Origin of the sequence: Halocatena marina (assembly GCF_023276375.1) — an archaeon.
Classification (GTDB): domain Archaea; phylum Halobacteriota; class Halobacteria; order Halobacteriales; family Haloarculaceae; genus Halocatena; species Halocatena marina.
The window spans coordinates 2,071,563-2,098,271 of record NZ_JALLPK010000001.1 but is presented as its reverse complement, the minus strand read 5'-3'; the positions used below and the strand labels follow the sequence as shown (position 1 = coordinate 2,098,271).

Here is a 26,709-nt window from a genome sequence, read left to right as displayed (position 1 = left end):
AACGGCTACTCTTCGTCGAGAAGAACAGCGCTGACTTGTCCGACCTGTCCGGGGCGGGACGTGACGCGCGCGCGTCCATCGTCAGTTTCGATGATTGCGCCCTTCGTGATGATGTTACGTCGGACGTAGTTGGGGTTTGCGCCGTTCTCGACGACGGTTTCGATCGTCGAGCTGACGACACCGTCTCCGGTTGCTACATTCGCGGTGTCCACCGAGATGGCGCGGACTTTCGTCTCTCCACCTTGGACATCGATCGTCTTGAGCTTCGTATCGCCGACACGGGTCTCCGTCGGCGAACGACCGAGTTGATGCTTGCGCTTTTTACGAATCGGCCGACGGCGGCCACCAGTTCGTTTCTTGGGAGAACGTCCCTGATCCTTCATACCGCTACACAGCCCAGAGAAGTACTTCAAATGCTCGATGCAGAACGACAGTATTAGGTCGTGGGCGAAAGGGAGCATGAGCGATGAGTCTCCGCGTAGCCGTCGGCGCACCATTTCGCACGAAGGGTCAGTCACGCATTGAGGAAAGCGAATTCATCGTCGCGTTGTCGCTCGACCGCGATTGGTTCTCCCCCAATCAGGCAAAGCGACTCATCGATGTCGCTGTCGGTGAAGGAATACTCCGACGCGACGACGGCGAGCTTGTCGCTGAATTTGCTCCGGAATCGGTCTCGGTTCCAGAAGATTTTGCGCCGGATGAATCGATCCTCCGCACCCGAACGACGTTCGAGCGAGTACTCAGCGCACTCGTCGATGCGGGCGAGACGAAACAGGAATCCGTCGCCGCAATCAATCGGTTACAGACGGAGCTCGGATTGACGATCGATGCTGCAGCAGTGTTGTATGCCCATCGTATGGGACTCGACGTGAGTAATGTAGCCGAACGCGCGCTGTCTGATCTCCACGAGTCGTGATTGATATGTTATATCAGAGTCTACGACATTATATGGGGTGTATAGCATGACTAACGAGCGCGTAACCGACGGCCGACGCATTGGTGAACTACTCGCAAGTGAAGTGACTGCCCGAGCCGATGGGCTGCTCTCCACTCTCGATGTAGTCGATGTTGACCCAGACGCCGAAGGGAGCGACAGCGGGACGTTCGCGTACACGATCACAACTGATGGCGATGAAGTGACTCAGCTTGCCGATGTATACATCCACACAGACCGCGCTCGCCTCGAATTTCGGGCAGGTCTCGACGCAATCCCATCGGTCAGTGAAGAGGCGAACTTGCGCGCGCGACCGAAAGCCGTTGCGCCTCCCCGCGTGCTCGTCTTTCTCGAAGACGGAGGCGAGATAAAACGCGTCCTCGATGTTATCCGTACAGCCATAGCGGCCACGCATAACGAGTCGTGATTGCAGGCTGTTGATTTTGGGCCGTGCTTTCGTTTTTGCACCTGCTCTACGGGATTCCACTCTTCAGAAGGTAGCGACGATTCCGGGGTGTGCTCTTCTCACTCGATAAGCGGGTGAACCGGGCGAAGTGCGCCGTTGCTCGAATATGCTGGTACCGGTGACGAGACGGTCAAGACACTTATCAGAGAGCTCGAATCGGTTGCTGTGTCCGGTGTTGGACTCATCTTTCAGGGGACGGCGGTCATCAGCGAACTACGCGGAGCCGCGTCTGGCCGCTCGATTGCTTACAGATAGACGTGCGACTGTCCTCTGTGAGAACTGTAACAACTGCGTTGTCCCGCAGTCGACGAGCGCACCAGAGATGTGTCGAACACCATCTGATCTCGAACGACGCGGTGCGTTCCAACGAACGGGAGCATGCGATCGTACATCACGAACAGACGACGAAAGCAGGGATGCTAGTCCCGATGACACAGACGGAAGCGCCTAATCCCCTCCCACAAAATGGGCGGTATGTTCTTTGACCGCCTCCGTGAACGCATCAGCACTATCGATAGCGTCGTCTGTGTTGGTCTCGATCCCGATATGCGGCGGATTCCGGATCATCTCTCTGAGCATGATCTCCCACGCTGGGCGTTCAATCGCCGGATCATTGATGCTACCCACGAGCACGCAGCCGCCTACAAGCCCAATGCGGCCTTCTACGAGGACGCAGACGGGTGGCGGGCACTCAGGGAAACGATCGCGTACGCCGAGGGAAAAGGCGTCCCCATCTTGCTCGATGCAAAGCGAGCTGACATCGGCAACACCGCGCGCCGATATGCTGCGCTGCTGGATCACGCTGACGCCATCACAGTGAACCCTTACTTGGGACGGGATTCAGTGGAGCCGTTCCTTTCGCGCGAAGAGAAGGGAATCTTCGTCCTCTGTCGCACCTCGAACCCAGGCGGCTCGGACATTCAGAATCTCGAACTCGAGAGCGGTGAGGCGGTCTATGAGCGAGTCGCAGATCTCGCCGACGGATGGAACGAGCACGGGAACGTCGGGCTGGTAGTCGGAGCAACTGCTCCTGAAGAGCTACAGGACGTGCGCGAACAAGTCCCCGATATCCCGTTTCTCGTTCCCGGTGTTGGGGCACAGGGTGGTGATGCCGAAGCAGCCGTCGAGTTTGGACTCGCGGACGGTGTCGGGCTCATCAACTCTTCGCGGGGAATTATCTTTGCTGGCGAGGGCGAGCAGTTCGCAAGAGCCGCAGGTGAGGCGGCAAAACGCCTCAAACGGCAACTCAATCGATATCGAACGTAAATTCGATTTCGAGCAGGGAAAACGATGGTGTGTTTTGTCGACCGTCTATTTCTCAGATGAGAGTATCACTGAAGCTGCCGAAACGATTCGGTGTGAGCGAACAGTCATGTCGCTGTTACTGCTGTTATATGCCGGCCAACTCGCTCATTACCCACCCCAACCCTCCAATCAAAATCGGTACGTATCGACGTCATCGGGCTTGCGATGCTGGGTATCATTCTCTTCTGGTGATTGTCCCATCTCTTTGAGACAGTCCGTGCAAAATCCTGTCTTCTTATCGTAGTGGCGCTCACAGACGAGGCGTCCACACCGGTCACATCCGTCTACGACCTCGTTTTGCATGCAGAACTCACACAGTCCGGAAACACTCATGCAGAAAGGTAGCATCTGTCACGACAAGAATCCTATGACGATCATTGGTGCTCGTCGTAGTCATTGGACCAACCGACGGAGATCAGGATTCGATGGAAAGAGACGAGAATTGCATCGTTTCCAAATATAATCCATCAGTCATGTCTGTTTACGACCGAAAACGAGAATGTTCCTCGACTAATAATGGGAATAGTGGATAGAAATCGGCTCATACTGTCGATTGCCGCCGTTTTTGCAGGATTAGCCGCGCTTTTGGTTGTCGTTGGTATCGTATATGAGCCGTTCGTCTTCCTCGTTGCGTTTTTGTTCGGAATCGTTGCCTATCTCATGTGGTATCAGGCGTCTGGACGGCTCTCACGACGCGTCTATCGGCGCGTCGAAGAACTTGGACGAGCCAACAATGGACAGAACGAACGCAGTCGCGGCGGCTTCGGTGCTGGTCCGCGCGAAGATTGGCAACCACGAAGTGAATGGGCGCGACGCGCCGGCTTCAGCACGCAACGCCAGCGCCAGACGCACAACGGTCAACACGGAGAAGGTAGACGGACCCGACAGACTGGGCAGCCATCATCGTCAAGCCCGACGATGCCAACGCGGAGGGAGGCGTACGACATTCTCGACCTCGATCCAGGTGCGGACAAACCAGCGATCAAGCGCGCCTACCGAGAGAAGGTAAAGGACGCCCATCCAGACACTGAAACAGGGAGCAAAGAGGCGTTCAAGCGTGTAAACGCTGCATACGAACAACTCACAAGTAGTTAGGACAAAGCGTCTGAGCAACGGATGTATACTTGAGTGCAGGGAGACGATCACGTGTATGCGAGCATTGGCAGTCGACATTGACGGAACACTGACCCGCGCGGACCAATCGCTCGACCCGAGGGTGTTCGAACCTCTCCGCGAATGGCCCGAACCAGTCGTCATCGCAACCGGGAAATCACTCCCGTATCCGGTCGGACTCTGTGAATTTCTAGGCATTCCAGTTCGTATCATCGCGGAGAACGGAGGAGCGGTCTACCTCGCTGATGATGATGAGATCGTGTTTACCGGTGACCGTGAGGCCGCCCATCGGGTCATCGAACAATACTCCGAAGAAGGATACTCGCTCGGGTGGGAGGGTGTAGACTTTGCAAATCGATGGCGGGAAACAGAGCTTGCTGTGAGCTGTGATCAACCGCTCGAACCCCTCCGTGAGATCGCCGAACGCGAGGGGATGCGCGTGTTCGATACCGGGTACGCGTATCACGTAACCGCACACGATGTGGATAAGGGAACTGGACTCACGAATATCACGTCTCGTCTTGGTAACGATCCGGAATCGTTCGCCGTTGTCGGTGATTCCGAAAATGACGCTGCAATGTTCGAAATTGCTGGCGAAGCCTACGCGGTGGCAAACGCTGACGACCGAGCGAAATCAGCCGCCGATCACATTACAGATGGCGCATTCGTTGACGGTTTACTCGAAGCACTAGAAATGATTCGAAACGATCGTTGATGTCTGTTCAGCTGTGCATCCGTCCGGTAGACCGGCGCGAAACCTTTTATTCGATCAACCGCTAGTAACGATCAATGAGCCCGGACCGGGCTGTACTCGAACAAGCACTCGAGCGCGGTGAGCAGGAGGGCGGTAATGTTGAGTTCAAAGAACGACTCACACGCGAAATCCACCTCGCTGATGGTCGTCTCGAAAGCCTCGCAGCACAACTACGCCACCGGGTGCTCTCCGGTGACGGCGAGGCGACGTACGTCGTTGGTGTCACTGACGATGGTGGCCTTGCCGGAATCGATGCGGAGACGTTTTCCGAGTCGATGGATGTTCTCTCGTTGCTCTCAGAGGAAGCTGGATCGCACATCGAGGAGGTACAGACGTGGGGTGTCGGTGACGAAGGATTGGTCGGTGTCGCAACCATCTGCGAAGGATCGATGCTCAACACTGATGATGGGCACATCGTTGTCGGTACCGCAGGACACGTCGATCACGGAAAGAGCACGCTTGTTGGCTCGCTCGTGACGGGACAGCCCGATAACGGGGAAGGAAGCACGCGCAGCTTTCTCGATGTTCAACCACACGAAGTCGAACGCGGGCTTTCGGCCGATCTTTCGTATGGCGTCTACGGTTTCGACGACGATGGTCCGATCCGGACGAACAATCCTCACCGGAAGCAAGACCGCGCGCGAATCGTCGAAGAGGCCGATCGACTCGTTTCGTTCGTCGATACTGTGGGTCACGAGCCGTGGCTCCGAACGACGATCCGCGGACTTGTCGGACAAAAACTCGATTACGGTTTGTTGACGATCGCAGCGGACGACGGGCCGACGAAGACCACCCGTGAGCATCTCGGCATTCTGCTCGCCACCGAACTACCGACGATCGTCGCCATCACGAAAGCCGATATGGTGACCGACAAGCGCGTTCATGAGGTCGAACGCGAGGTCGAACGCTTACTTCGAGACGCCGATCGCTCGCCGCTGGGAATACAGCGACACGGCGTCGAGGCCGCTATCGAAGAGATTTCGGAAACTGTGGTTCCGGTCGTTACGACAAGCGCGGTGACGATGGCTGGGTTGCCAGTGCTCGATGAGCTGTTCGAACAGCTTCCAAAGACCGCCGATGGGACAGGCGAGTTCTCGATGTACATCGATCGTACGTACAAGATCACCGGCGTCGGTGCCGTCGCATCCGGAACGGTCCGCTCTGGAACCGTTGAGGCGGGTGATGAACTTCTAATCGGGCCGATGGCCGATGGCTCGTTCAGAGACGTGGAGGTTCGCTCTATCGAGATGCACTATCACCGCGTCGACGAAGCTAAGGCGGGTCGCATCGTCGGCATCGCGCTCAAAGGCATCCGCGAAGTTGACATCGAACGCGGAATGATCCTCGTTCCACGCGATGCTGACCCGAAGCCCGTTCGGGAGTTCGAAGCAGAAGTGATGGTGCTGAACCATCCCACGCGCATCAACGACGGCTACGAACCAGTCGTCCACGTTGAAACAGTGTGTGAGGCGGCTGCCTTCTATCCGGAGGGCCGACAACTGCTCCCTGGTGATTCTGGTCGAACGCGTGTTCGATTCAAATTCCGCCCGTACGTGGTTGAGGAGGGTCAGCGGTTCGTGTTCCGGGAGGGACAAAGCAAAGGTGTCGGAACGATACTCGACCTGTCAGAAAACTAGGCGAATAATCTGACCGGTCGATACAAAGATAATTCAGTTACTCAGTACTCTTCTCTGGTGAGCCAAGCGTATTCCACAGCACCAAAGCGGGTTCAAATCACTCTATCAACGCATTTCTATAAAGTGGTGAGAAGGGTTATCCCTCGGGAGCCAAACAAACAACTACAAAGCACGATTCCGGCGGGACGGCACACCAGTTGTGGTCTGTCGGATTCGCCGTCCTCTTGGTGTGCACCAGCAACTCCCTGTTCGGACACGTCTTTGGACAGCAGTGACTCCCTATGAAACCGAAACAACAGCGGGACGAACCATCGGCATCGACCGGAGCACCACAGCACGAGAGCGCGACTCTTGTGACTGCTCGTATCCCCGCTGAAGAGTTCGCCCTCCACGAGACCTTCACAGCCCTCTCGGAGCTTAGATTCGAGTGTTCGGATCTCGTGGCCACAGGAAACGAGGCTGTTATGCCGCTGATGTGGGCGCAAACAGACGATTATGCCGCACTGGAGAGTGCGATGGCGGCCGATCCGAGTGTGAACGCTGCTGAAGAGATCATCCACGCTGACGACCGTCGACTCTACCGAATACACTGGCAACACGAAGTCCATCTCCTCTGTCAGATCATTCTAAACTCGGAGGTAATCCTCCTCGACGGATACGGCACTGACGACCAATGGACGTTTGAACTTCTATTCTCCTCGCGTCAGGCTCTCCAACGTACCTGCGAATGCTGCCAGCAGTACAATCTGACGTATACAATCGACCGCATCCGCGGACTCGGTGACGATACCTCGGAGTCAACACCGCTTGGGCTAACCGCCGAACAGCACGAAGCGCTCGCGGAAGCGCACAAGCGCGGCTACTTCAGCGTTCCAAGACAGATCACGCTCGACGAACTCGCCGACATCCTCGATATCTCACACCAAGCACTCTCTGAACGACTCCGTCGAGGGCACGATGCTCTCATTAGAGAGACGTTCAAAGATCCGAGCCTCGGGTTTGGATCAAATCCGGATTTCGGTCGTGCTTCTGACACTGGCTCCGATTCTGGTTCGACGACCGATACCAACACCAATATTACAGGATTGTCGTCACTGTAACGCAGTGTATTCTAGTTACCTGAGATACAGGTTATTATATTCGTCTACATATATTCGAATCTTATTAACCTTCCCTTGGATAAACTCGAATATCGTCGTATTTCGTTTTAGCCGGGTATATACCATCGGTGCCAGAGATGGTGAATATGGTTTCCACGCCCGACTGGCTGACGGCAGAACGGGAGTACTCCGACTCGGTTATTGGTGACAACACAATATCACAACTCTTCGCTGAGAGTGCATCGCGCCATTCCGATAGCGTTGCACAGCAGTACAAGGGAGGTGTGTACGACCGATCACTGTGTGATGCAGGCATCGTCGATTCCGCTCCACCCGGTGAGTATGGCCAACTGACGTACCGTGAGATGCATTCCATTGTCATGAATCTCACCGCAGGGTTTCGAGACATCGGCGTCGAACCGGACGACAGGGTGGCCATCTTTGCGAGCACACGCATGGAGTGGGCACACACGGACTTCGCGTTGCTAGCAGCCGGTGCCGTCGTAACGACGGTCTACACGGAGTCGTCACCGAATCAGGTGGAGTATCTACTCTCTGATCCCAATGCAACTGGTGTCGTCGTCGAAAACGAGGAGTTACTCGAACGAGTGCTCGAAGTTGAGGATAGTCTCAATCTCGAATTCATTGTCGTCATCGACGCAGTGGACGGTTACGAGGACCGTGAGGATATCATCACGCTCGGCGCGCTTCACGAACGCGGCGCGAAGAACGGTAATGAGGGCGACTACGAGGCTTGGATCATCGGCCGCGAGCCGAACGATCTGGCGAGTCTCATCTACACATCTGGGACGACCAGTAAACCGAAGGGCGTCAAACTCACCCACCGAAACTTCCGTGCGAACATCAATCAGATCCGAAAGCGATTCGGTCCTCGTCCGGATCGTAAAGACGCTCCAGCCCTCGATTCATCGCTCACTTCGCTGTCGTTCCTTCCGCTCGCGCACGTATTTGAGCGAACGTCCAACCACTTCATGATGTTCGCGGCCGGTGCGACCGTCTCCTACGCCGAGTCACCCGATACCGTCTCGGAGGACATCTCGACCGTGAAACCATCGGCAGTAACGAGCGTTCCTCGGGTCTACGAGCGCATTTACGATCAGATGCGCGAACAAGCTCAGGAATCCGATGCGAAAAAGCGTATTTTCGACCTCGCTGTCGATGTTGCGACCGAGTATGCCAACACGGATGATCCCGGCAAGCGACTCCGTGCCAAACGTGCGCTCGCTGATCGGTTGGTCTTTAGTAGCGTGAAAGAACAGATGGGCGGAAATCTAGAGCTGCTGATTAGCGGCGGAGGAAGCCTCTCTGAAGAGCTCTGTCGGATGTTTCAGGGAATGGGCTTTCCGATCGTCGAGGGATACGGTCTCACAGAAACCGCTCCGGTGGTCTGTGTGAACCCGACTGAGGACATGCGTCCCGGTACGCTTGGTCCGCCATTGGTTGGTGTCGACGTGAAACTCGATAAAGAGGTAGTTGGCCCCGATCAACGAGAGAAGGCGACCGGCGACATCGGTGAACTGCTTGTCAAAGGCCCGAACGTCACTGAAGGCTACTGGAACAACCCCGAAGCGACCGTCGAAGCGTTCACATCCGTGGAGAGTGGAGGCGATGGAGAAACTGAACAATGGTTCCGAACCGGTGATATCGTCGAACAAACCGACGACGGGTATCTCATCTACCACGATCGGTTGAAGCAGTTGATCGTCCTCGATACCGGAAAGAATATCGCTCCTGGTCCTATCGAAGACTCGTTTGCCACCAGCGACCGCACTGAGCAGGTAATGGTTCTTGGCGACGATCAGAAGTTCATTAGTGCACTGATCGTTCCAAACTTCGAAGCCATCACCCGATGGGCAGACGCAAACGACGTCAATCTCCCCAACGATCCCGAAGCAATCGCAACCGACGAGCGTGTTCGTGAGTGGATCGGTGAAGAGATCGAACGCGTAAACGAGGACTTTGCAAAACACGAGCGCATCAAGGCGTTCGAACTCGTTGCCACCGAGTGGACGCCCGAAAATGATATGCTCACCTCCTCGATGAAACTCAAACGCCGAAATATCATCGACGAATTCGAAGAGAAAATCGAGCGGATCTATTCGGGCGAGAAAAGCGAAACAGAACCCAAAATGGTGGGTTAATCGTTTCGTCGATCGAGCTACTGTTCAGCACTATTCAGCGATCTGTAGGGTCGTAACCCCCGGTATTCGGTTACCTGCTAACGACTGAGTAACAGGCGTCCACGACGGTTACGAAGAGGTCTCCGGAGAAGACGGTTTATTCTCCCGCTGAACGGATTGCTCTGTAGTGGTTTTCGTCCTCCTGTTCTGCGAGGTCGAGCACGACGGCCCATTCCAGTAGTCGGTGCACGCGCTCGTGCCAGACGGATTCCCAGTCCTGACGGCGGTTTTGCTCCCACGGTGGAACACGGACTCGCTCGAAAATCTCGTCAGCCGATAGTGAATCTGTTTCATCGAGTGCCCGCAGCACTGATTCGGCCGCGTAGACGCGCTCTCGAAACGCTGTTGCGGTGTCGTTTGCTGATCGATTCCGACGCTGATAGTATCGGCCGTCTGATTCAGCAACCAGTCCGAGCGCTCGGAGAAACGTGATCCATTCTCGAGCAGTGTCGCGGCTGTCGATCTCGGTGTCTGCTATGAGAAGGGTACAACAGTCGTCCTCACTACTGGGAACAAGTGGAAGTGTCTGCTGTGCTTTCCGGAGGAACGAGCGTGAACGTGGTTCCGGGATGACTTTGAATTTCATCGTAGTCCGAACGAGTTTAGCAAGAGCTCTTCGTTCACTTGCCCGTATGCTTTCGTTGGACCACCTACCACATCGACGGTGACCTGTGCTGGCGCGAAGATTGCTTCTGGGACCTCGTATAGGTCCCAATCGACCGATTCGAAAATATCTGCGAACGGCGTACCGTACTCGTCCGTCGCGCTTGAGGAAAGCTCTGAGAGGAGCTCGGCATCCGACTCGACCGTGAGATGGACCTGACCACCGTAGGCGAGTGCATCGTTCGTCCGGGCAATGGCAGTCGCTTCATCGCTGGCAACGGGCGCGACAGGCGCGCGAGCTGACACGGAGAGAAGTTCGAGCGGATCGTATCCGAGTTCGAACGCCCGGAACACCACCAGCTCGGCCGCACGGGCTGCCATCGTAACACTTCCTGGGATACTCGCAGTCGAGAAGACTGGGAGAAAGACACTCCCTGGCTGAACGTCACACATGTCCGCGACGTGGGCTGCGACCGACTCCGTCGGATGTTCGTCGGATTCGACGGTAAGAACCGCGAAATCGAACGCATCAGCGTATCCGAGCTGACGAAACTCCTCCTCGGTAGCGACGAGTGCACGGGCCGGACCACTCCCGAGCCCCTCGTACATCGCGTTTTCACTGCTGCTTCCATCGTCAGCTGCCTCGTTATCGCTCGTGCTCTCTCCTTCGATAGATAGCTCCCAGCCTGCTTTTTGTGAGCAAAGCAGCGCGCGTGCGGGATGGTCTGTCGAGAGTTCGACGAATGGTCGGGGAGCGCCTCCGATTTCGTCGAGTGAAGACGCGACAGTTGCAAGACCAGCGGTCTGAATCTCGGTCAATAATAGTCCAGCTTCGAGACCACCAATTGCATCGACTCCGAAATCAAGTACCGTCGCTCCGTTTTCGAGCTCGTAGGCGTCGATCGCGAGCTCATCGGTGAACTCAAGTGCCTCATCGATGAGTTCGGTCGCCATCCGGTTGAGACTCTCCATATCAATGGCTCCGGCGCGAGTAATAAATCGGTTGTCGGTTCGGATAGCGTGTCGCTCGAATCACCGATCGTCGCTTTTTGCGGCCCGTCCGAGGTGGTGTTCTACGCTCTCGACCTTCTCGCTGGCGGACTGATCGATCGTCCGCTTATCATCGATCTTCAAGACAGTACTCACCCGATCTCCATCAACGGCTGTATGAGCAGCTTCGGCAGCTCTGAAAAGCTCGCCGATGCTGTCTGTCTCGATGACGGTTCCCATCGGATTGGTCTCATAGGACACGTCGAACGCATCGAGTGCATCGACGGCTTTCGCTACTTCAGCCCCCATACTGTCTTCCTGAACCGGAGCAACACTCAAAAGTGCGATAACGGACATACGCGATCCACTCTCGGAGCGAACGTAAGCGTACTGCCAGCAACGACAACTCTCTCAAAAGATGGCTCCGAGATCGAGCTCTGTTCGGCATTAACCTATCCGCCATCAGCGTCAGAGAAACGCTGGTGTACACGTATCTGCAAGATAAAATATTTATCTCTCTGTTGTGATGTTGCACGTGATCAGGTGTCAAACAGTAGTTATGGCGACGACTAAACGAACGGTAACCGTTCTTGCTCTCGTTTTTCTCATTTTGCTGTCTGGTTGTTCGGCCAGCGATCTCGGAGGAACGAAGAGTATTAGTAGCAACACTGGTGGTGATAGCGGTAGCAAACCATCTGCTACTGGTGGCGATGCTGCTCAAGAAACGTCAGATGTCCAATCGAATGCACAGGCTCAGCAGGCGCTGATTCGAACCGGGTTCGTGCGTAGTCAGGTGATGGACTTCGATGCAGCCAGGACGAATCTTACCCAAGCCGTCCAGTCATATGGTGGGTTCGTGAGCGACTCTTCGGAGGGTGTAAGCGGTTCGGAAGACAGGAGGTGGACCAGCGGTCGGGTCGTCTACCGTGTTCCCGCGAAGAATTTCTCGACGTTCTTCGAACGCGTAAAGCAAGAGGGTGAGGTACGACGAGCAGAGACAAATACGACAGACGTGACCGATCGTGTCGTCGATCTCGAAGCACGCTTGAAAAACCTCCGCGCTCAGCGTGACCGTCTCCGGAAACTCTACGATCAGGCGAATGATACAGAGAGTGTCCTCGCGGTCGGAGAGCGACTTTCGACAGTCCAGGGACAAATCGAGCGGCTGAAAGCACAGCGCCGTGCGCTCGAAAACCAGATCACCTACGCGACAGTCACTGTCGAACTCAACGAACCATCACCCACACGCGAGAAACCGAAGCAATGGTACGAGACGGGTGTTCTTGATGCATTTGTTTCGTCGGTCAACGGTGTCATCGTCGCAGTGCGTGCACTCTTCGTCGGTGGAACCTACGCGATCCCGTATCTCATCGTGTTTGGACTCCCACTGCTCGGGATTATCACCGTGCTCCGTCGACGAAGGGGGTAGCGGGATCAGAGACCAGACTGAAAAAGTGCCTCCTGACTCCATATGCTGTGTCTCATCCTATGACCTACGAGAGAAGCTACAACCAATTCGTTAAAATTTCAAAAATGTTTTTATTATTCAGTCAGTAATTTGTCGTATAGGTCTCACAGTACGGAGACGTGACGGATCCAATCGCACGCAGGGTGATTGCGCGGAGAACGAGTGTTCGGGAGCATCCAGTGTAATCGTTCATGGAATACAGCCAGTCGATCCCGGTAGCTTGGAGTGTTGGGGCACGGCAACCGACTGGCTGACTCGTTCTGTTGTATCCATTGTCAATATAATTTTCGAATTAGAACATACTATTTTCACTTATGTTCTATTACTATTTGCATTGCGAATTAAAGAAAACAACGGCTCCCTCTCCTACATTCGTACTGTGAGATCGGACAAATGAGATGGATGTGGGAAATACATGTGAAATAACATCTCCATAGTGTGGTCGATGACCGTAACGCTATGCTGTTGTATCGTTTGGATGATCATACCGTTCCTAGATTATTTGAGATGATCTGTATCGTTTCCCATCTACTTATGTCAACTATATTTACTTAAGCGTACAGAAAAATAGATATGTTTTGTTATTGATTCCAGCCAGCGTGCGTCCGTGCTGTTCCACCGTGGCTGTGGCGTGAATACGTGGTCCGGTGGAACGTGATCGGGACAGGCCACTATGAAGTTCTGTTAGCAACTGGAGACTTAAAACTTGAAACGAAAGAACAACAGCAATGCGCTGGCCGGGATTTGAACCCAGGTTGTGACCATGGCAAGGTCACGTGATACCACTACACTACCAGCGCCTGTCTGCAATCAGACCGACGGCGGTCAACCATAAAAGCGTACCGGAGTGCGGTCGTCATGTCCTTGTTTTTGCATGGCATAGTGACCCGAATTAGCGTGCGAAGCCGTCCCATTCCCGTACTGAAGCGCTATCCTTTTACGAGCGTATCCGGAAGGAGTAGCACAGTCTAGTGGATAGTGAGGAAGTGTATCGGCATGACAGTTACCGTACTCGTGCCGTCATCGCTGACCCGAGAAGCCCGAGACAAGCGGGAGGCGACCCGCAAACTCGGTTACGTCGCCCGTGCGGCGACGGTGTTTCGGGTCGATCGTCTTGTCGTGTACCCCGATTCGGAGGGGGAACGCAGGCGCGATGGCGGGTTCGTTCGCACCGTCCTGGCCTACGCGGCCACACCCCCGTACCTCCGAAAGGAAGTCTGGGGACGGCGGAACGAACTGGAGTACGTGGGCGTCTTGCCGCCACTCCGCGCTGTCGCACAGACCGGCTCCGGATCGAACGATTCGGGGTCGTTAAGACAGGGAATCGTGACCGAGGTCGGATCTGACGGGCGCGTTCGGGTCAATTGCGGCCTGCAACACCCACTCTCTCTCGTTGTTCCACCGAATATGTCGGTGGATGAGAGAGAGCGCGTTACCATCAGGATCTCTTCGCGACGGCCACTTCGTGCGCGGATCGTTAATAATCCCCTTCCAGGGATGAGCGTTGAGCGCGCGGAGTTAGATACAGTGCTCAAGCGACCCGATGCGGGGTTCCGTATCGCGTCGTCGCGCTACGGCGAGGTACTCTCTATCTCGCTGCTCCGTACTCTCCGTCAACAACTGACTGACGACGGAGCTGGAGTCACTAGCACGAGTACGAGCACGGATACGGACACGGATGCAGCCGAAGGCAAAGGTGACAGTGCGTACACCGTTGCGTTCGGTGCACCGGAACGTGGCCTTCCAGAGATATTAGACGTCGACCCAGATGCGGTCGGCGCACGAGATGACACGTCGGACGACGGACCGAAACCGGACAGGTCCCGGTTCGACCTCTGGCTCAATACGGTTCCAAATCAAGGCAGCAAGACCGTGCGAACTGAAGAAGCGATGTTTGCAACACTTGCGTGCCTCAATCTGGAGTGAATATTGAAAAACCATGCCAACGCCAAGCAGACCACGAAAAGGCTCGATGGGCTTCGGCCCACGCGTTCGCGCGTCGAGCGAGGTGCCTCGAATCAGCACCTGGCCCGACGATGACGGGCAGGTTGGGCTTCAGGGGTTCGCCGGCTACAAGGCCGGGATGTCCCACGTCGTTTTGATCAACGATGAGCCCGATTCTCCCCGCGAAGGGATGGAGGAGACCGTTCCTGTCACGGTTATCGAGACCCCGCCAGTGCGCGCGGTCGCCCTTCGGGCCTACGAGAAGACCCCATACGGTCACCGTCCGCTCACGGAAGTTTGGACTGACGAGGTTCACGAGGACCTTGAACGTGCAGTCGATCTTCCAGACGAGCGCAGTGATCACCAGGGACAAGAACAGATCATTCGAGACGCTCTCGAAACGGGAGATCTCGGGGATGTGCGTCTTATCACGCACACGCTCCCGGGTGAACTCCCGAGCGTCCCGAAGCGAAAACCGGACGTAATGGAGACACGCGTGGGCGGAGGAACGCTCGGTGAGCGAGTTGACTTCGCCATGGATCTCCTCGCAGACGGCGGTGAACACACCGTTTCGGATGTCTTCCGAGCGGGCGAGTACACCGATGTCGCGGGTATCACGAAAGGCAAAGGGACACAGGGTCCCGTCAAGCGCTGGGGTGTCCAAAAGCGAAAGGGCAAACACTACCGACAGGGCTGGAAACGCCGTATCGGTAACCTCGGCCCATGGAACCCATCGCGTGTTCGCTCAACCGTCCCACAACAGGGACAGATGGGCTACCACCAGCGGACCGAGTTGAACAAGCGAATCATATCCATCGGTGACGAGGACGTGACGCCTGATGGCGGTTTCATCAACTACGGTGAGGTCAACGGTGGCTACGTTCTCGTGAAAGGCTCGTTGCCAGGACCGAAACAGCGCCTCGTGCGACTCCGCCCCGCCGTCCGACCGAACGACCAACCGCGCCTCGATCCAGAGGTCCGGTACGTCTCTACGAAGAGTGACCAAGGATGAAGGCAACAGTACGCGGTTTGGACGGCAGCGAGAGTGGAGAGATAGATCTCCCCGAGGTGTTCGAGACACCATACCGCCCCGACCTCGTCGAGCGTGCGGTGCGCGCCGCCCAAGCCAATCGAGCACAGGACTACGGTGCTGACGAGTACGCTGGAATGCGTACGCCCGCCGAATCGTTCGGCAGCGGACGCGGCATGGCCCACGTGCCACGCCAGAACAGCGTCGGTCGGCGCGTTCCACAAACCGTCGGTGGTCGCCGGGCACACCCGCCCAAGACCGAGACGGATCGTGGGAAGAAGATCAACAAGAAAGAACGCCAACTCGCAGTGCAAAGCGCACTTGCGGCGACGGCTGATGTCGAACTCGTGCGCGAGCGCGGTCACCAATTCGACGACGATCTCGAGTTTCCGGTGGTCGTGAGCGACGAGTTTGAGGATCTTGTGAAGACCCAAGCGGTCACCGAGGTTCTCGAAGCACTCGGCATCCACGCGGATATCGAACGCGCAGACGACGGCAAGACGGTTCGTGCCGGTCGCGGAACGACTCGCGGGCGAAAGTACAAGCAGCCAAAGTCGATCCTCTTCGTAACGAGCGAAGAGCCATCGAAAGCTGCTCGGAATCTCGCTGGCGCTGACGTGGCGACGGCACAAGAGGTCTACGCGGAAGATCTCGCCCCAGGTACACACGCTGGTCGGCTCACCGTCTTCACCGAGAGCGCAATCGAGGAGGTGAGCAACAGATGAGCAATGGTACGGACATAATCCGTCATCCGAACGTGACCGAGAAGGCGATGGACAAGATGGACTACGATAACAAACTTGAGTTCATCGTCGCTCTCGACGCCTCGAAACCCGAGATTAAGGAGGCGCTCGCAGAGCTGTTCGACATCGCCGCCGAGAGCGTCACAACGCAAGTAACGCCACAGGGAACGAAGAAGGCCACCGTGCGCCTATCCGAGGACGACGACGCACAGGAAGTCGCCTCACGGATTGGGGTGTTCTGATCGTGGGACGACGCATCCTCGGTCAGCGACGTGGTCGCGGAACACCGACGTTCCGTGCTCCCTCGAATCGATACAAGGCCAACCTCTCTCACCGAACGAACGAGGAAGGAACGGATGTCCTCAGTGGAGAGATTGTCGACATCGAACACGATCCAGCGCGCGCAGCACCCATCGCGGCCGTCGAATTCGAAGACGGCGACCAGCGACTTGTGCTTGCGCCCGAAGGCATCACCGTCGGCGATGAGATCCAGATCGGCATCAGCGCCGAGATCTCACCGGGCAACACGCTTCCGCTCCGCGAGATCCCGGAAGGAGTTCCAGTGTGTAACGTCGAGCGGCAAGCCGGAGACGGTGGCAAGTTCGCTCGCGCATCGGGCGTGAGTGCGACGCTGCTCGCCCACGACCGCAACGCTGCGGTGGTTCAACTCCCGAGTGGTGAGGTCCGTCGACTTTCGCCAGACTGTCGCGCCACGATTGGTGTGGTTGCTGGCGGTGGTCGAACCGAGAAACCGTTCGTGAAAGCCGGAAATAAATATCACAAGATGCGTGCTCGTGGCACAAAATGGCCACGCGTGCGTGGAGTTGCGATGAATGCGGTCGATCACCCGTTCGGTGGTGGTGGCCGTCAACACCCAGGCCAACCGAAAAGTGTATCGAGAGATGCGCCGCCGGGACGTAAGGTCGGTGACATCGCATCCCGCCGGACTGGCCGCGGTGGCAAAGGGAGATGAGATGAAACTAACAATCACAGTGATCTGACATATGAGTTCAAATTCGGATTACCAGATCGGCCGCGACTCGGACGAAGAGTTCACGTATCGTGGCTATACGCTCCCAGAACTCCGTGACATGGAGGTAACGGAGTTCGCAGAACTGCTCCCCGCACGAAAGCGGCGAAGTATCAATCGCGGTCTGACCACCGAACAGGAAAAGCTGTTCGAGAAGGCAGATGCGCGTGACTCGGAGGAGTCGGCAAACCGGCCACTTCGGACACACCTGCGCGATATGCCCATCCTGCCGCAGTTCGTCGATAAGACGTTCGCGGTCTACGATGGACAGAACTTCGAGCGGGTGCGTGTCCAACCGGAGATGCTTGGTCACTACCTCGGTGAGTTTGTGCTCACGCGACGGTCGGTCGAGCACGGTCAGGCCGGTATTGGTGCGACACGCTCCTCGAAGTTCGTACCACTCAAATAATATGGGAATCAGCTACAGTGTCGACGCAGACCCGGACACAACGGCGAAAGCGATGCTCCGGGAGCGTCACATGAGTCACAAGCACAGCAAGGAGATCGCCCGCACCATCAAAGGGATGACTGCCGACGAGGCAATGGAGTATCTCAACGCCGTTATCGACGGCGAGCGGTCAGTGCCGTTCAAGTCCCACAACAGCGGTGTTGGTCACCGGAATGATATCGATGGCTGGGATGCCGGTCGATATCCCGAAAAGGTCAGCAATGCGTTCCTCGACCTGCTCGAAAACGGCGTCTCGAACGCCGACCATCAGGGATTCGACGGCACGTCGATGGAGATCATGCATATCGCGGCACACAAGGTCGGCGAAAGTCCCGGTCGAAAGCCGAGAGCGATGGGTCGTGCGACCGCGTGGAACACGCCACAGGTCGACGTCGAACTCGTCTTGAGCGAGGACACCGACACAGAGGTGAGCGAATAGATGGCTGACGAACACCAATTCATCGCCGATGGAATCCAGCGGACACAGATCAACGAGTTCTTCCAAACAGAACTCGATCGAGCGGGCTACGGCGGCATGGATGTTGCCAAAACCCCGATGGGGACACAGATCGTCCTAAAAGCCGAAAAGCCCGGAATGGTGATCGGCAAAGGCGGGAAGAACATCCGGAAGATCACGTCGGAACTCGAACAACGGTTCGATCTCGACGATCCACAAATCGACGTTCAAGAAGTCGACGAACCGGATCTGAACGCTCAGATCGTCGCTGATCGGCTCGCAAACGCGCTCGAACGTGGCTGGTACTTCCGAAAAGCTGGCCACACCACCATTGATCGCATCATGGATTCGGGTGCACTGGGTGCCGAGATCGTCCTGTCTGGGAAGGTCACGGGCGCACGATCGCGTGTCGAGAAATTCAACCGGGGCTACATCAAGCACAACGGTGAACCCGCGGACGCCATCGTCGATGATGGCCAAAGCGTCGCGGTCATGAAGCTCGGTACAATCGGTGTGACGGTGAAAATCATTCCGCCAAACGCCGAGCTGCCCGACGACTTCCAAGTTCAGGAGGACGTCGACATCTCCGAGTACATCATCGAACCGGAAGAGAAAGAGGGCGTCGAGGAACTACTCGCTGGAGAAGGCGACACCGACGAAGAATCCGAACCCAGCGATCAGGATAGTACCCAGACGCAATCGCAGGACGAAACCAGCGCGGAGACGGCAGAGGAGGAGGTCTTCGAGGAAGAAGTCCTCGATGAGGACACACAAATTACTCCTCCCGAAGAAGGCGACATCGAAGCGGAACTCGATGAACTCGATGAGGAGGTCGAAACCGAAGCAGAAGATCTTCTCGATGAGATGGAAGCCGATACCGAGGATGCTGACGATGAAGAAGCCGAAACGGCTGCAGCTGCCGATGACGGTAGCTCAGATTCGGATTCAGACTCTGACTCGAATGCTGATTCGGAGGTGCAAGAGTAAATGTCGATCATCAGTGCTGAAGAGCTTCGAGACATGTCGCCGCTTGAACGTCAAGCGGAGCTGGACGATCTCGAGACAGAACTGCTCAACGATCGCGCTGTACAAGCGACTGGCGGCGCCCCAGATAATCCAGGCGAAATCAAAGAGCTTCGCCGTGCGATTGCGCGGATCAAGACGATCCAGCGCGAAGAGGGCGATTTCGAAGACGAATAGAATAGTATGTTGACTACCGAAACCCTTCCGCGACACGAACTCATTGGCCTGCGAGTGCAGGTCGTCGAGTCGTGTGACCCGACACTTCTCGGGTGTGAAGGTGACATCGTCATGGAGACGATGCACACCCTCACCATCTCGGAGGGTTCTCGGGCGCGACAGGTGCCGAAGGGTGTCGTGACGTTCGAGTTTGCGCTTCCAGACGGTGACTATGTCACCGTCGATGGCGAACGACTGATCGCACGACCGGCTCGACGCACCGAACGCACAAGAGGTTCACAATGGCAATAGGACTCGACGTAGAGCAACCACCGGAGCCGGAAAGCCCGGAGGACTACGATTACGAAACGTGCCCGTTCTATGGTCGCCTATCCGTTCGCGGACAGGTGATCGAGGGGCGAGTCGTTTCGACGGATATGGAACGGACCGTCATCGTCGAGCGGGAGTACGAGGTGAAGGTGCCGAAGTACGACCGGTATATGAAGCGACGCTCGCGCATCCCGGCACACGTGCCCGGCGTGCTCGAGCCGCTCTCGACCGACGATGTCGTGAAAATAGCAGAGACGCGACCACTCTCGAAGACGAAATCACACGTGGTCGTCGAGGTTACCTCGGCGGCTGGTGAAAATGGGGGTGAGGAGTGATGCGGGCGCTCAACGCTGACGTTACGCAAGGCCTCGAAAAAGGCTCACTCGTCACCTGCGCCGATAACACTGGCGCGCGCGAACTGAAAGTCATCAGTGTCGATGGCTATGGCGGTACGAAAAACCGTCACCCGAAGGCCGGACTCGGTGACCTCGTCACTGTTTCGGTTACAAAAGGGACGCCAGAAATGCGCCGCCAGGTGCTCAAGGCAGTCGTCATTCGACAACGTAAGTCGATCAGACGGCCAAGCGGGACCCGCGTAAAGTTCGAAGATAACGCGGCAGTCATCGTGGATGAAAATCACGATCCCCGCGGAACCGAGATCAAAGGCCCCATCGCACGAGAGGTCGCAGAACGGTTCGGAAGTGTCGCCAGCACGGCGACGATGATCGTCTAAACGTGAGTGTGTATACAAACGTGATCACCGAACTGAATCGAACTGAATCGAACTGAGTATGACTCGACAACCACGCAAACAACGGATCAATCAACAGCGCGCACCGCTGCACGAGCGCCACAAGCAGGTCCGCTCACCTCTCTCGGAGGAGCTGAGAGAGGAATACGGCCAGCGCTCCGTTCGCGTCAACGCCGGTGACACCGTCGAGGTGCTTCGCGGCGATTTCGCGGGCGAAGAGGCTGAAGTCGTGAACGTGGATCTGCGGAAGGCGATCATTCACGTCGAGGACGTGACGCTAGAGAAGGCCGACGGCGAGGAAGTGCCACGGCCACTCGATGCGAGCAACGTTCGCGTGACTGATCTCGACCTTTCGGATGATCGACGCGAGGCGCGCCTGACGGAGGAGAACGAATGAGTAAACATCAAAAGCGACTTTCGGTACCGAAGTCGTGGCCGGTTGCACGCAAGGAGCAACATTATACTGTCAAAGCGGGCGCAGGCCCGCACGGTGAGTCAGGAGTTCCCTTGCTCATCTTGCTCCGCGACGTGCTCGGCTACGCCGACTCGAAAAAAGAGGCACAGTACGCCCTCTCACAGGGGAGTGTGCTGGTCAACGGTGAGCTACCATCGGACGTTCGTCGTCCTGTTGGGATGTTCGATATCATCTCGTTCGCCGAACGCGATGAGTACTACCGTGTCTTCCCTGATGAGGGTGGACGGCTCGCACTGACGCCAATCGACGCCGAAGACACCGACGGCAAACTCGGAAAGGTCACGGACAAACGCCACATCAAGGGCGGACAGATCCAACTTGGCCTTCACGATGGACAGACGCTGCTGACCGACGATGAGTCTGTCAGCTGCGGTGACTCAATCGTCGTCGCTACCGAGAACGATGAGATTCTCGCCCACTTCGCCTACGAGGAGGGTGAACTCGTCACGGCTGTTCAGGGACGTCATGCGGGAGAGATCGGACGAATTGAGGAGATTACGGTCACTTCCGGAAGCTCCCCAAACGGCGTCACTGTCTCACAAGAAGACGATGACAATGGCGGTTTCGAGACCGTCGAGGAGTACGTCGTCGTCATCGACGAGAACTTCCTTGATGGAGACAGTGCTGCCGACGAAAACGAAAACGAAGGCGAAGCAGAGGTGGATGACACGTGAGCAGTGAGAGCGAATCTCAGGACAAGCCGTTCCACGAGATGCGCGAACCGGTCATCGAGAAAGTCGTTGTCCACATGGGCATCGGTGAGGGTGGCCGTCGGCTCGCAGATGCCGAAGACATCCTCACTGAAGTCACCGATCAGGAACCGGTTCGAACGGTTGCAGAACGCACCGTTCCGGACTTCGGTATCCGTGAGGGTGACCCAATCGGCGCGAAGGTGACTCTTCGTGGCGATGATGCTCGTGAGTTCCTCAATACGACGCTTTCGTTCGTCGAAATCGAGTACAAGCAGTTCGACGAATCGGGGAACTTCAGCTTCGGTATCGAAGAGCACACCAACTTCGAGGGACAGGAGTACGATCCGAACGTTGGGATCTACGGACTCGATGTGACGGTGAATCTCGTTCGACCGGGATACCGCGTCAGAAAGCGAGACAAGGTCCATCGACAGATCCCCTCGAACCATCGACTCACCATCGAGGACGCAATCGCGTTCCTCGAACAGGAGTTCGATACAACGGTACAGTAACACAATGAGTGAAAGTAGAACACAGACGGGCGAGCACGCCTCGAAGCGAACCGAGCAGGTTCAGGAGTGTCAGCGCTGCGAACGAAAGCAGGGGTTAGTCGGTAAGTACGACATCTGGCTCTGCCGGCAGTGCTTCCGCGAAATCGCCCGCGAGATGGGATTCAAAAAGTACAGCTAACTATGGCGGACAACGATCCACTCAGCAATGCGCTTTCGGGAGTCGACAACGCCGAGAGCGTAGGGCATCTCAGCCACACGGTATCGCCCGCCTCGAACATCATTGGCAGCGTCCTCGAAGTCTTCTATGACTTCGGGTATATCGACGGCTTCCAGTACGTCGATGATGGCAAAGCCGGCGAGTTCGAGGTCGATCTAAAAGGTGCCATCAACGAGTGCGGACCTGTAACACCGCGATACTCGGCTAGTGTCGACGAGTTCGAGACGTGGGAGAAACGGTATCTCCCTGCGCGCGATTACGGGACGCTCATCGTGACGACGAGCAGCGGCATCATGAGCCACTACGAAGCCCGCGAACAGGGTGTCGGTGGCCAAGTAATCGCATACGTGTACTGATGACTGTCGAAACAGAAATAAAACTATCAGACGATGTCGACGCGTCGATTGATCATCTCGATCTCACGATCGAGGGACCAACGGGCGCGGTGACGCGGCGGCTGTGGTATCCCGATATCAGCGTCACTGTCGATGACAGTGACGACGATGGCGGTGTGGTAACATTCGAGAGCGACAACACGGACGCGAAGACGCTCGCGACCGTGGGAACGTTCGAAAGCCACGTCAAGAATATGATTCACGGCGTGACTGAAGGATGGGAATACGAGATGGAAGTTCTCTACTCACACTTTCCGATGCAAGTGAGTGTCGAGGGAGATGAAGTTGTCATCTCGAATTTCCTCGGCGAGAAATCCGCGCGTCGAACGGAGATCCACGGTGACACCGAGGTACAAGTCAGCGGTGAGGAGCTAACTCTCTCGGGTCCTGATATCGAAGCCGTCGGACAGACCGCTGCTGACATAGAGCAGCTGACACGCGTGACCGATAAAGACCCTCGTGTCTTCCAAGACGGCGTCTACATCACGCAGAAACCGAACCGAGGTGAAGCCTGATGGCAGACGAATCAGAAACAGAAATCGAAGACCAGACCGAATCGGACGTGAGTGCTTCACTCACTGATATCAGTGGTATCGGCGAGGTCAAGGCCGAATCGTTGCGGGAGGCTGGATACGAGTCGATTGACGACATTCGCGCAGCAAGCCAGTCTGATCTCGCTGACGTACCGAGCATTGGTAACGCGCTCGCTGCGCGTATCAAGGCCGATATCGGTGAACTCGAAATCGAGGAGGAAACGCAAGCCGAAATTGAGGAAGAAGGCGCCGAAGAGGAGCCATCAACGGACGAAACCGAGACAGTGTTGCGTCCGCGTGGACTCGCTGATAAGACGCCTGATCTCGATGAGACGACTGAACGGCTGCTCGGACGACGAACACGAGAAGGGAAACCGTCGTTCAAGCGACAAGATCACCACAAGAAAAAGCGGACGCCAGAATCGTGGCGACGCCCACGTGGAAACCTCTCGAAGCAGCGACGAGGGATCAAAGGCAAAGGTCAGACAGTCGAAGCTGGCTACCGAACGCCGAAAGCGGTCCGTGGTCGTCACCCGAGCGGATTCGAGGAAGTTCGTGTCTTCAACACGGACGATCTCGACGGTATTGATGGCGATACCCAAGCGGCTCGTATTGCCTCGACTGTTGGCGCACGAAAGCGCGAACGTATCGAGGAGGACGCCGAAGACGCTGGAATCCGCATCCTCAATCCGACGTACGTGGAGGTGTCTGTAGACAATGAGTAATCTCAAAAACCAGAAACGACTGGCTGCAGACGAGCTCGACGTCGGGAAAAACCGCGTCTGGCTCGATCCTGGCGCACAGGACGAGATCGCTGATGCGATCACTCGGGAAGACATCCGCGATCTCATCGATCGCGGTGTCATCAAATCGAAACGAGAGAAGCGTTCGAATTCGCGTGGTCGCGCCCGTGAACGCAACAAAAAGCGTGCGTACGGTCACCTGAAGGGACACGGGTCCCGGCGGGGAACCGCGGGCGCACGACAGAATTCGAAGGAGGAATGGGAGAGTCGCATCCGCGCACAGCGCAAACGGCTGCGTGAACTCCGCGATGAGGGAGACCTCTCGCGTTCTGCATACCGTGAGTTGTACAACAGAGCAAGCGGTGGCGGGTTCGACAGCGTGGGCGACCTCGAACGATACATTACGAACAACTACTGAATCAAATCACATCAAATCATGGCAACCGGACCACGATACAAAGTACCGATGCGGCGTCGCCGCGAGGTACGAACGAACTACCATCAGCGGTTGCGCCTGTTGAAATCCGGCAAGCCACGCCTCGTTGCTCGCAAGAGCAACAAGCACATCAGGGCGCAGCTGGTGAGCACAGGAGCAAGTGGAGATCACACGGCAGCGAGCGCACACTCATCGGATCTCGGTGAGTTCGGCTGGGAGGCCCCAACATCAAACCTTCCGGCAGCGTACTTGACCGGCTTTCTCGCCGGCAAGCGTGCGCTTGCTGAGGGACTCGAAGAAGCAGTGCTCGATATCGGCCTCAACACTGCAACACCTGGTAACAAGGTGTTCGCGCTGCAGGAAGGGGCCATCGACGCCGGTCTCGAAATTCCGCACAGCGAATCGGTGTTCGCTGATTGGGGACGGACCCGTGGCGAACACATCGCAGAGTACGCCGAGTCTCTCGATGAACCGCTCTACGGCGGTGACTTCGATGCAACAACACTACCAGAACACTTCGATGACGTACGCGAACGACTGGAGGATGAGCTATGAGTAACGGCTGGGAACCACGTACCCGGCTGGGCAAGCAAGTCGTTGAGGGCGACATCACGTCGATGGAGCAGGCTCTCGCGTCGGGTCTCCCGCTGAAGGAGCCGGAGATCGTCGACCAGCTACTGCCCGATCTCGAAGACGACGTTCTCGACATTAACATGGTCCAGCGAATGACTGACTCGGGTCGACGAGTCAAGTTCCGCTGTGCCGTCGTCGTCGGTAATCGAGACGGATACGTCGGCTACGCAGAAGGACGAGACGATCAGGTTGGTGGTGCAATTCAGAAGGCGATCGAAATCGCGAAGCTGAACATCATCAACGTTGAGCGCGGCAGTGGCTCGTGGGAAGACCGTGCGGGCGGCTCCCATTCACTGGCACGCAAGACGGCAGGAAAGGCTGGCAGCGTTACTGTCGAACTCATGCCTGCACCACTCGGACTGGGTCTTGCAGCGAGTGAGACCGTCCGCAGTGTCCTCGAACTTGCAGGTGTCGAGGATGCATGGACCAAGAGCTTTGGCAACACTCGAACAACGATCAATCTCTCGAAGGCGACGTACAACGCGCTTCGAAACTCCGCACAGGCACGTGGCCCACGTCCGGAGCAACTAGAGGTGGCAGATTGATGCGGGCTCTCGTTCAGGTTCGAGGAGAGGTCGACATGAGTCAGGGCGTCCGTGACACCATGTCGATGCTCAACCTCGGGCGTGTCAATCACTGTACGCTCGTTCCAGAGTCAGACACCTACCGTGGAATGGTCACGAAGGTGAACGACTGGATCGCCCACGGTCAACCGAGTGAAGAGGTCGTTGCGCTGTTGTTGCAAACGCGCGGGAAACCCATCTCAACTGAGACTGAGGACGACCAAGCGAACTCGATCGACGACGAGTGGGTCGAACAGAACACAGAATACGATAGTGTCGATTCACTGGCTGGTGCCCTCGTGGCTGAGGAAACAACGCTGCGCGAGCAGGGGTTGTCACCGACGATGCGGCTTCACCCGCCGCGCGGTGGTCACGATGGCATCAAACACCCGACGAAGGAAGGTGGCCAGCTTGGAAAGCACACGACCGAGGAGATCGATAGCCTCCTCACCACAATGCGATGACGAGTAAAAAGCGACGACAGCGCGGCTCTCGCACGCACGGCGGCGGAACGCACAAGAATCGCCGTGGCGCCGGCCATCGCGGTGGCCGGGGGAATGCAGGCCGCTCTAAACACGAATTCCACAATTACGGACCGCTCGGAAAGCACGGTTTCAAGCGACCGCCAAAAGTACAGGAGAACGTCGAAACGATCGACCTCAGAACGCTTGATGAAGATATCGCCCTGTATGCAGCAGACGGAGTAGCCGAGGAGACCGACGATGGCTACGCGATCGATGCCCGCGAGGTCGTCGATGCGTCCAACGACGTTGATGTCGTGAAGGTTCTCGGCGGCGGCCAGCTACACACGTCTCTCGATGTGACGGCTGATGCCTTCTCTGAGAGCGCGGTCGAACAGATCGAAAACGAGGGTGGCAGTGCAATCCTTACGGAACTCGGGGAAGAACGCGAAGCCGACGAGACGGCTGAAGAAGACGAAGACGAATAATAACACGTACACGTTGGCTGCGTATTCGCCATCTCGTACACATTCAATATTCGTCATTTAATTCTTGAGATAGAAGTT

The 26,709-nt window shown here is 56.5% G+C and carries 38 protein-coding genes, 1 tRNA gene and 1 pseudogene; 34 read left to right on the top strand and 6 right to left on the bottom strand.

What is annotated here, in order from left to right:
• Positions 1 to 5: 5 nt before the first annotated feature.
• On the bottom strand, positions 6 to 383 hold the full coding sequence (locus MW898_RS09435; protein ID WP_248906598.1) for a 30S ribosomal protein S8e: 378 nt from the start codon (positions 381 to 383) through the stop codon (positions 6 to 8).
• Positions 384 to 466: 83 nt separating this feature from the next.
• On the opposite strand from MW898_RS09435, the gene MW898_RS09430 reads away from it, so the two are divergent.
• The 4 genes from MW898_RS09430 to pyrF all read left to right on the top strand — a co-directional run bounded on the left by MW898_RS09430 (position 467) and on the right by pyrF (position 2,666).
• Positions 467 to 916: a DUF2240 family protein gene (locus tag MW898_RS09430; protein WP_248906596.1), complete on the top strand. Its 450-nt coding sequence runs from the start codon at positions 467 to 469 to the stop codon at positions 914 to 916.
• Between the two features lie 46 nt (positions 917 to 962).
• Positions 963 to 1,361 (top strand): DUF7993 family protein, encoded by a 399-nt coding sequence (locus MW898_RS09425; protein WP_248906593.1) that lies wholly within the window; start codon positions 963 to 965, stop codon positions 1,359 to 1,361.
• A 211-nt stretch (positions 1,362 to 1,572) separates the two neighbouring features.
• Complete coding sequence (locus MW898_RS09420; protein ID WP_248906591.1) at positions 1,573 to 1,851, top strand: hypothetical protein; 279 nt, start codon at positions 1,573 to 1,575, stop codon at positions 1,849 to 1,851.
• Positions 1,852 to 1,874: 23 nt separating this feature from the next.
• Positions 1,875 to 2,666: an orotidine-5'-phosphate decarboxylase gene (gene pyrF / locus MW898_RS09415; RefSeq protein ID WP_248906589.1), complete on the top strand. Its 792-nt coding sequence runs from the start codon at positions 1,875 to 1,877 to the stop codon at positions 2,664 to 2,666.
• Between the two features lie 168 nt (positions 2,667 to 2,834).
• Here the strand turns inward: pyrF and MW898_RS09410 are convergent, their stop codons facing one another.
• Positions 2,835 to 3,038 (bottom strand): hypothetical protein, encoded by a 204-nt coding sequence (locus tag MW898_RS09410; protein WP_248906587.1) that lies wholly within the window; start codon positions 3,036 to 3,038, stop codon positions 2,835 to 2,837.
• 183 nt (positions 3,039 to 3,221) lie between these two features.
• On the opposite strand from MW898_RS09410, the gene MW898_RS09405 reads away from it, so the two are divergent.
• The 5 genes from MW898_RS09405 to MW898_RS09385 all read left to right on the top strand — a co-directional run bounded on the left by MW898_RS09405 (position 3,222) and on the right by MW898_RS09385 (position 9,471).
• Complete coding sequence (locus MW898_RS09405) at positions 3,222 to 3,800, top strand: J domain-containing protein (protein WP_248906585.1); 579 nt, start codon at positions 3,222 to 3,224, stop codon at positions 3,798 to 3,800.
• A 55-nt stretch (positions 3,801 to 3,855) separates the two neighbouring features.
• The gene (locus MW898_RS09400; protein ID WP_248906583.1) at positions 3,856 to 4,533 is read left to right on the top strand and encodes a phosphoglycolate phosphatase; all 678 of its coding nucleotides are present in this window, start codon (positions 3,856 to 3,858) and stop codon (positions 4,531 to 4,533) included.
• Positions 4,534 to 4,607: 74 nt separating this feature from the next.
• Positions 4,608 to 6,209: a GTPBP1 family GTP-binding protein gene (locus MW898_RS09395; RefSeq protein WP_248906581.1), complete on the top strand. Its 1,602-nt coding sequence runs from the start codon at positions 4,608 to 4,610 to the stop codon at positions 6,207 to 6,209.
• Between the two features lie 281 nt (positions 6,210 to 6,490).
• Complete coding sequence (locus tag MW898_RS09390) at positions 6,491 to 7,309, top strand: helix-turn-helix domain-containing protein (RefSeq protein ID WP_248906579.1); 819 nt, start codon at positions 6,491 to 6,493, stop codon at positions 7,307 to 7,309.
• Positions 7,310 to 7,455: 146 nt separating this feature from the next.
• Entirely contained in the window at positions 7,456 to 9,471 is a 2,016-nt protein-coding gene (locus tag MW898_RS09385) for an AMP-dependent synthetase/ligase (protein ID WP_248906577.1), read from the top strand.
• A 136-nt stretch (positions 9,472 to 9,607) separates the two neighbouring features.
• On the opposite strand, the gene MW898_RS09380 is transcribed toward MW898_RS09385, so the two are convergent.
• Genes MW898_RS09380 through MW898_RS09370 form a run of 3 tightly spaced genes read right to left on the bottom strand, consistent with a single transcriptional unit; the run spans position 9,608 to position 11,460 of the window.
• Positions 9,608 to 10,096: a double winged helix-containing putative transcriptional regulator gene (locus MW898_RS09380; RefSeq protein ID WP_248906575.1), complete on the bottom strand. Its 489-nt coding sequence runs from the start codon at positions 10,094 to 10,096 to the stop codon at positions 9,608 to 9,610.
• Positions 10,093 to 11,085, bottom strand: coding sequence for a methenyltetrahydromethanopterin cyclohydrolase (gene mch, locus MW898_RS09375; protein ID WP_248906573.1), 993 nt, complete (start codon positions 11,083 to 11,085; stop codon positions 10,093 to 10,095). Before mch ends, MW898_RS09380 begins: the two co-directional genes overlap by 4 nt.
• 60 nt (positions 11,086 to 11,145) lie before the next feature.
• Complete coding sequence (locus MW898_RS09370; protein WP_248906571.1) at positions 11,146 to 11,460, bottom strand: MTH1187 family thiamine-binding protein; 315 nt, start codon at positions 11,458 to 11,460, stop codon at positions 11,146 to 11,148.
• A gap of 202 nt (positions 11,461 to 11,662) precedes the next feature.
• On the opposite strand from MW898_RS09370, the gene MW898_RS09365 reads away from it, so the two are divergent.
• Positions 11,663 to 12,532, top strand: coding sequence for a DUF4349 domain-containing protein (locus MW898_RS09365; RefSeq protein WP_248906569.1), 870 nt, complete (start codon positions 11,663 to 11,665; stop codon positions 12,530 to 12,532).
• Positions 12,533 to 13,300: 768 nt separating this feature from the next.
• On the opposite strand, the gene MW898_RS09360 is transcribed toward MW898_RS09365, so the two are convergent.
• Positions 13,301 to 13,371: transfer RNA gene (locus tag MW898_RS09360), tRNA-Gly, on the bottom strand.
• 196 nt (positions 13,372 to 13,567) lie between these two features.
• Here MW898_RS09360 and MW898_RS09355 point away from each other — a divergent pair.
• From MW898_RS09355 to MW898_RS09240, 24 genes and pseudogenes are all read left to right on the top strand, one after another.
• Positions 13,568 to 14,497 carry a putative RNA uridine N3 methyltransferase gene (locus MW898_RS09355; RefSeq protein ID WP_248906567.1) on the top strand — a complete coding sequence of 310 codons (930 nt, stop codon included), beginning with the start codon at positions 13,568 to 13,570 and terminating at the stop codon, positions 14,495 to 14,497.
• 13 nt (positions 14,498 to 14,510) lie between these two features.
• Positions 14,511 to 15,527 carry a 50S ribosomal protein L3 gene (locus tag MW898_RS09350; protein ID WP_248906565.1) on the top strand — a complete coding sequence of 339 codons (1,017 nt, stop codon included), beginning with the start codon at positions 14,511 to 14,513 and terminating at the stop codon, positions 15,525 to 15,527.
• Positions 15,524 to 16,270 carry a 50S ribosomal protein L4 gene (gene rpl4p, locus MW898_RS09345; protein ID WP_248906563.1) on the top strand — a complete coding sequence of 249 codons (747 nt, stop codon included), beginning with the start codon at positions 15,524 to 15,526 and terminating at the stop codon, positions 16,268 to 16,270. The genes MW898_RS09350 and rpl4p overlap by 4 nt, the downstream gene beginning before the upstream one ends.
• On the top strand, positions 16,267 to 16,530 hold the full coding sequence (locus tag MW898_RS09340; RefSeq protein WP_248906561.1) for a 50S ribosomal protein L23: 264 nt from the start codon (positions 16,267 to 16,269) through the stop codon (positions 16,528 to 16,530). Before rpl4p ends, MW898_RS09340 begins: the two co-directional genes overlap by 4 nt.
• A 2-nt stretch (positions 16,531 to 16,532) precedes the next feature.
• Positions 16,533 to 17,261 carry a 50S ribosomal protein L2 gene (locus MW898_RS09335; RefSeq protein ID WP_248906559.1) on the top strand — a complete coding sequence of 243 codons (729 nt, stop codon included), beginning with the start codon at positions 16,533 to 16,535 and terminating at the stop codon, positions 17,259 to 17,261.
• A gap of 31 nt (positions 17,262 to 17,292) precedes the next feature.
• Positions 17,293 to 17,727, top strand: coding sequence for a 30S ribosomal protein S19 (locus MW898_RS09330; protein WP_248906558.1), 435 nt, complete (start codon positions 17,293 to 17,295; stop codon positions 17,725 to 17,727).
• Between the two features lies 1 nt (position 17,728).
• Positions 17,729 to 18,205: a 50S ribosomal protein L22 gene (locus tag MW898_RS09325; RefSeq protein WP_248906556.1), complete on the top strand. Its 477-nt coding sequence runs from the start codon at positions 17,729 to 17,731 to the stop codon at positions 18,203 to 18,205.
• Complete coding sequence (locus MW898_RS09320) at positions 18,206 to 19,210, top strand: 30S ribosomal protein S3 (RefSeq protein WP_248906553.1); 1,005 nt, start codon at positions 18,206 to 18,208, stop codon at positions 19,208 to 19,210.
• A complete protein-coding gene (gene rpmC, locus MW898_RS09315; RefSeq protein WP_248906551.1) occupies positions 19,211 to 19,423 on the top strand; it encodes a 50S ribosomal protein L29 in 213 nt (70 codons plus the stop codon).
• A gap of 6 nt (positions 19,424 to 19,429) precedes the next feature.
• Positions 19,430 to 19,714, top strand: coding sequence for a ribonuclease P protein component 1 (locus MW898_RS09310; protein WP_248906549.1), 285 nt, complete (start codon positions 19,430 to 19,432; stop codon positions 19,712 to 19,714).
• Positions 19,705 to 20,043, top strand: a pseudogene (locus MW898_RS09305) (30S ribosomal protein S17); the annotation flags it as partial. The gene MW898_RS09310 and the pseudogene MW898_RS09305, both read left to right, overlap by 10 nt.
• A gap of 23 nt (positions 20,044 to 20,066) precedes the next feature.
• On the top strand, positions 20,067 to 20,465 hold the full coding sequence (locus tag MW898_RS09300; RefSeq protein WP_248906544.1) for a 50S ribosomal protein L14: 399 nt from the start codon (positions 20,067 to 20,069) through the stop codon (positions 20,463 to 20,465).
• Between the two features lie 58 nt (positions 20,466 to 20,523).
• Positions 20,524 to 20,880 (top strand): 50S ribosomal protein L24, encoded by a 357-nt coding sequence (gene rplX, locus MW898_RS09295; RefSeq protein WP_248906542.1) that lies wholly within the window; start codon positions 20,524 to 20,526, stop codon positions 20,878 to 20,880.
• Entirely contained in the window at positions 20,877 to 21,632 is a 756-nt protein-coding gene (locus MW898_RS09290; RefSeq protein WP_248906540.1) for a 30S ribosomal protein S4e, read from the top strand. The genes rplX and MW898_RS09290 overlap by 4 nt, the downstream gene beginning before the upstream one ends.
• Entirely contained in the window at positions 21,629 to 22,162 is a 534-nt protein-coding gene (locus MW898_RS09285) for a 50S ribosomal protein L5 (RefSeq protein ID WP_248906538.1), read from the top strand. The genes MW898_RS09290 and MW898_RS09285 overlap by 4 nt, the downstream gene beginning before the upstream one ends.
• Positions 22,163 to 22,166: 4 nt before the next feature.
• Entirely contained in the window at positions 22,167 to 22,340 is a 174-nt protein-coding gene (locus MW898_RS09280; protein WP_248906536.1) for a 30S ribosomal protein S14, read from the top strand.
• 2 nt (positions 22,341 to 22,342) lie between these two features.
• Positions 22,343 to 22,735, top strand: coding sequence for a 30S ribosomal protein S8 (locus MW898_RS09275; RefSeq protein WP_248906534.1), 393 nt, complete (start codon positions 22,343 to 22,345; stop codon positions 22,733 to 22,735).
• Positions 22,735 to 23,289: a 50S ribosomal protein L6 gene (locus tag MW898_RS09270; protein WP_248906533.1), complete on the top strand. Its 555-nt coding sequence runs from the start codon at positions 22,735 to 22,737 to the stop codon at positions 23,287 to 23,289. The genes MW898_RS09275 and MW898_RS09270 overlap by 1 nt, the downstream gene beginning before the upstream one ends.
• Entirely contained in the window at positions 23,289 to 24,032 is a 744-nt protein-coding gene (locus MW898_RS09265; protein WP_248906530.1) for a 50S ribosomal protein L32e, read from the top strand. The genes MW898_RS09270 and MW898_RS09265 overlap by 1 nt, the downstream gene beginning before the upstream one ends.
• Positions 24,025 to 24,468, top strand: a complete 444-nt coding sequence (locus MW898_RS09260; RefSeq protein ID WP_248906528.1) for a 50S ribosomal protein L19e — start codon at positions 24,025 to 24,027, stop codon at positions 24,466 to 24,468. Before MW898_RS09265 ends, MW898_RS09260 begins: the two co-directional genes overlap by 8 nt.
• A gap of 18 nt (positions 24,469 to 24,486) precedes the next feature.
• The gene (locus tag MW898_RS09255; protein ID WP_248906526.1) at positions 24,487 to 25,041 is read left to right on the top strand and encodes a 50S ribosomal protein L18; all 555 of its coding nucleotides are present in this window, start codon (positions 24,487 to 24,489) and stop codon (positions 25,039 to 25,041) included.
• Positions 25,038 to 25,664 carry a 30S ribosomal protein S5 gene (locus MW898_RS09250; RefSeq protein WP_248906524.1) on the top strand — a complete coding sequence of 209 codons (627 nt, stop codon included), beginning with the start codon at positions 25,038 to 25,040 and terminating at the stop codon, positions 25,662 to 25,664. The genes MW898_RS09255 and MW898_RS09250 overlap by 4 nt, the downstream gene beginning before the upstream one ends.
• Positions 25,664 to 26,146 carry a 50S ribosomal protein L30 gene (rpmD, locus tag MW898_RS09245; protein ID WP_248906522.1) on the top strand — a complete coding sequence of 161 codons (483 nt, stop codon included), beginning with the start codon at positions 25,664 to 25,666 and terminating at the stop codon, positions 26,144 to 26,146. Before MW898_RS09250 ends, rpmD begins: the two co-directional genes overlap by 1 nt.
• Positions 26,143 to 26,631: an uL15m family ribosomal protein gene (locus MW898_RS09240; protein ID WP_248906519.1), complete on the top strand. Its 489-nt coding sequence runs from the start codon at positions 26,143 to 26,145 to the stop codon at positions 26,629 to 26,631. Before rpmD ends, MW898_RS09240 begins: the two co-directional genes overlap by 4 nt.
• Positions 26,632 to 26,709 lie beyond the last annotated feature (78 nt).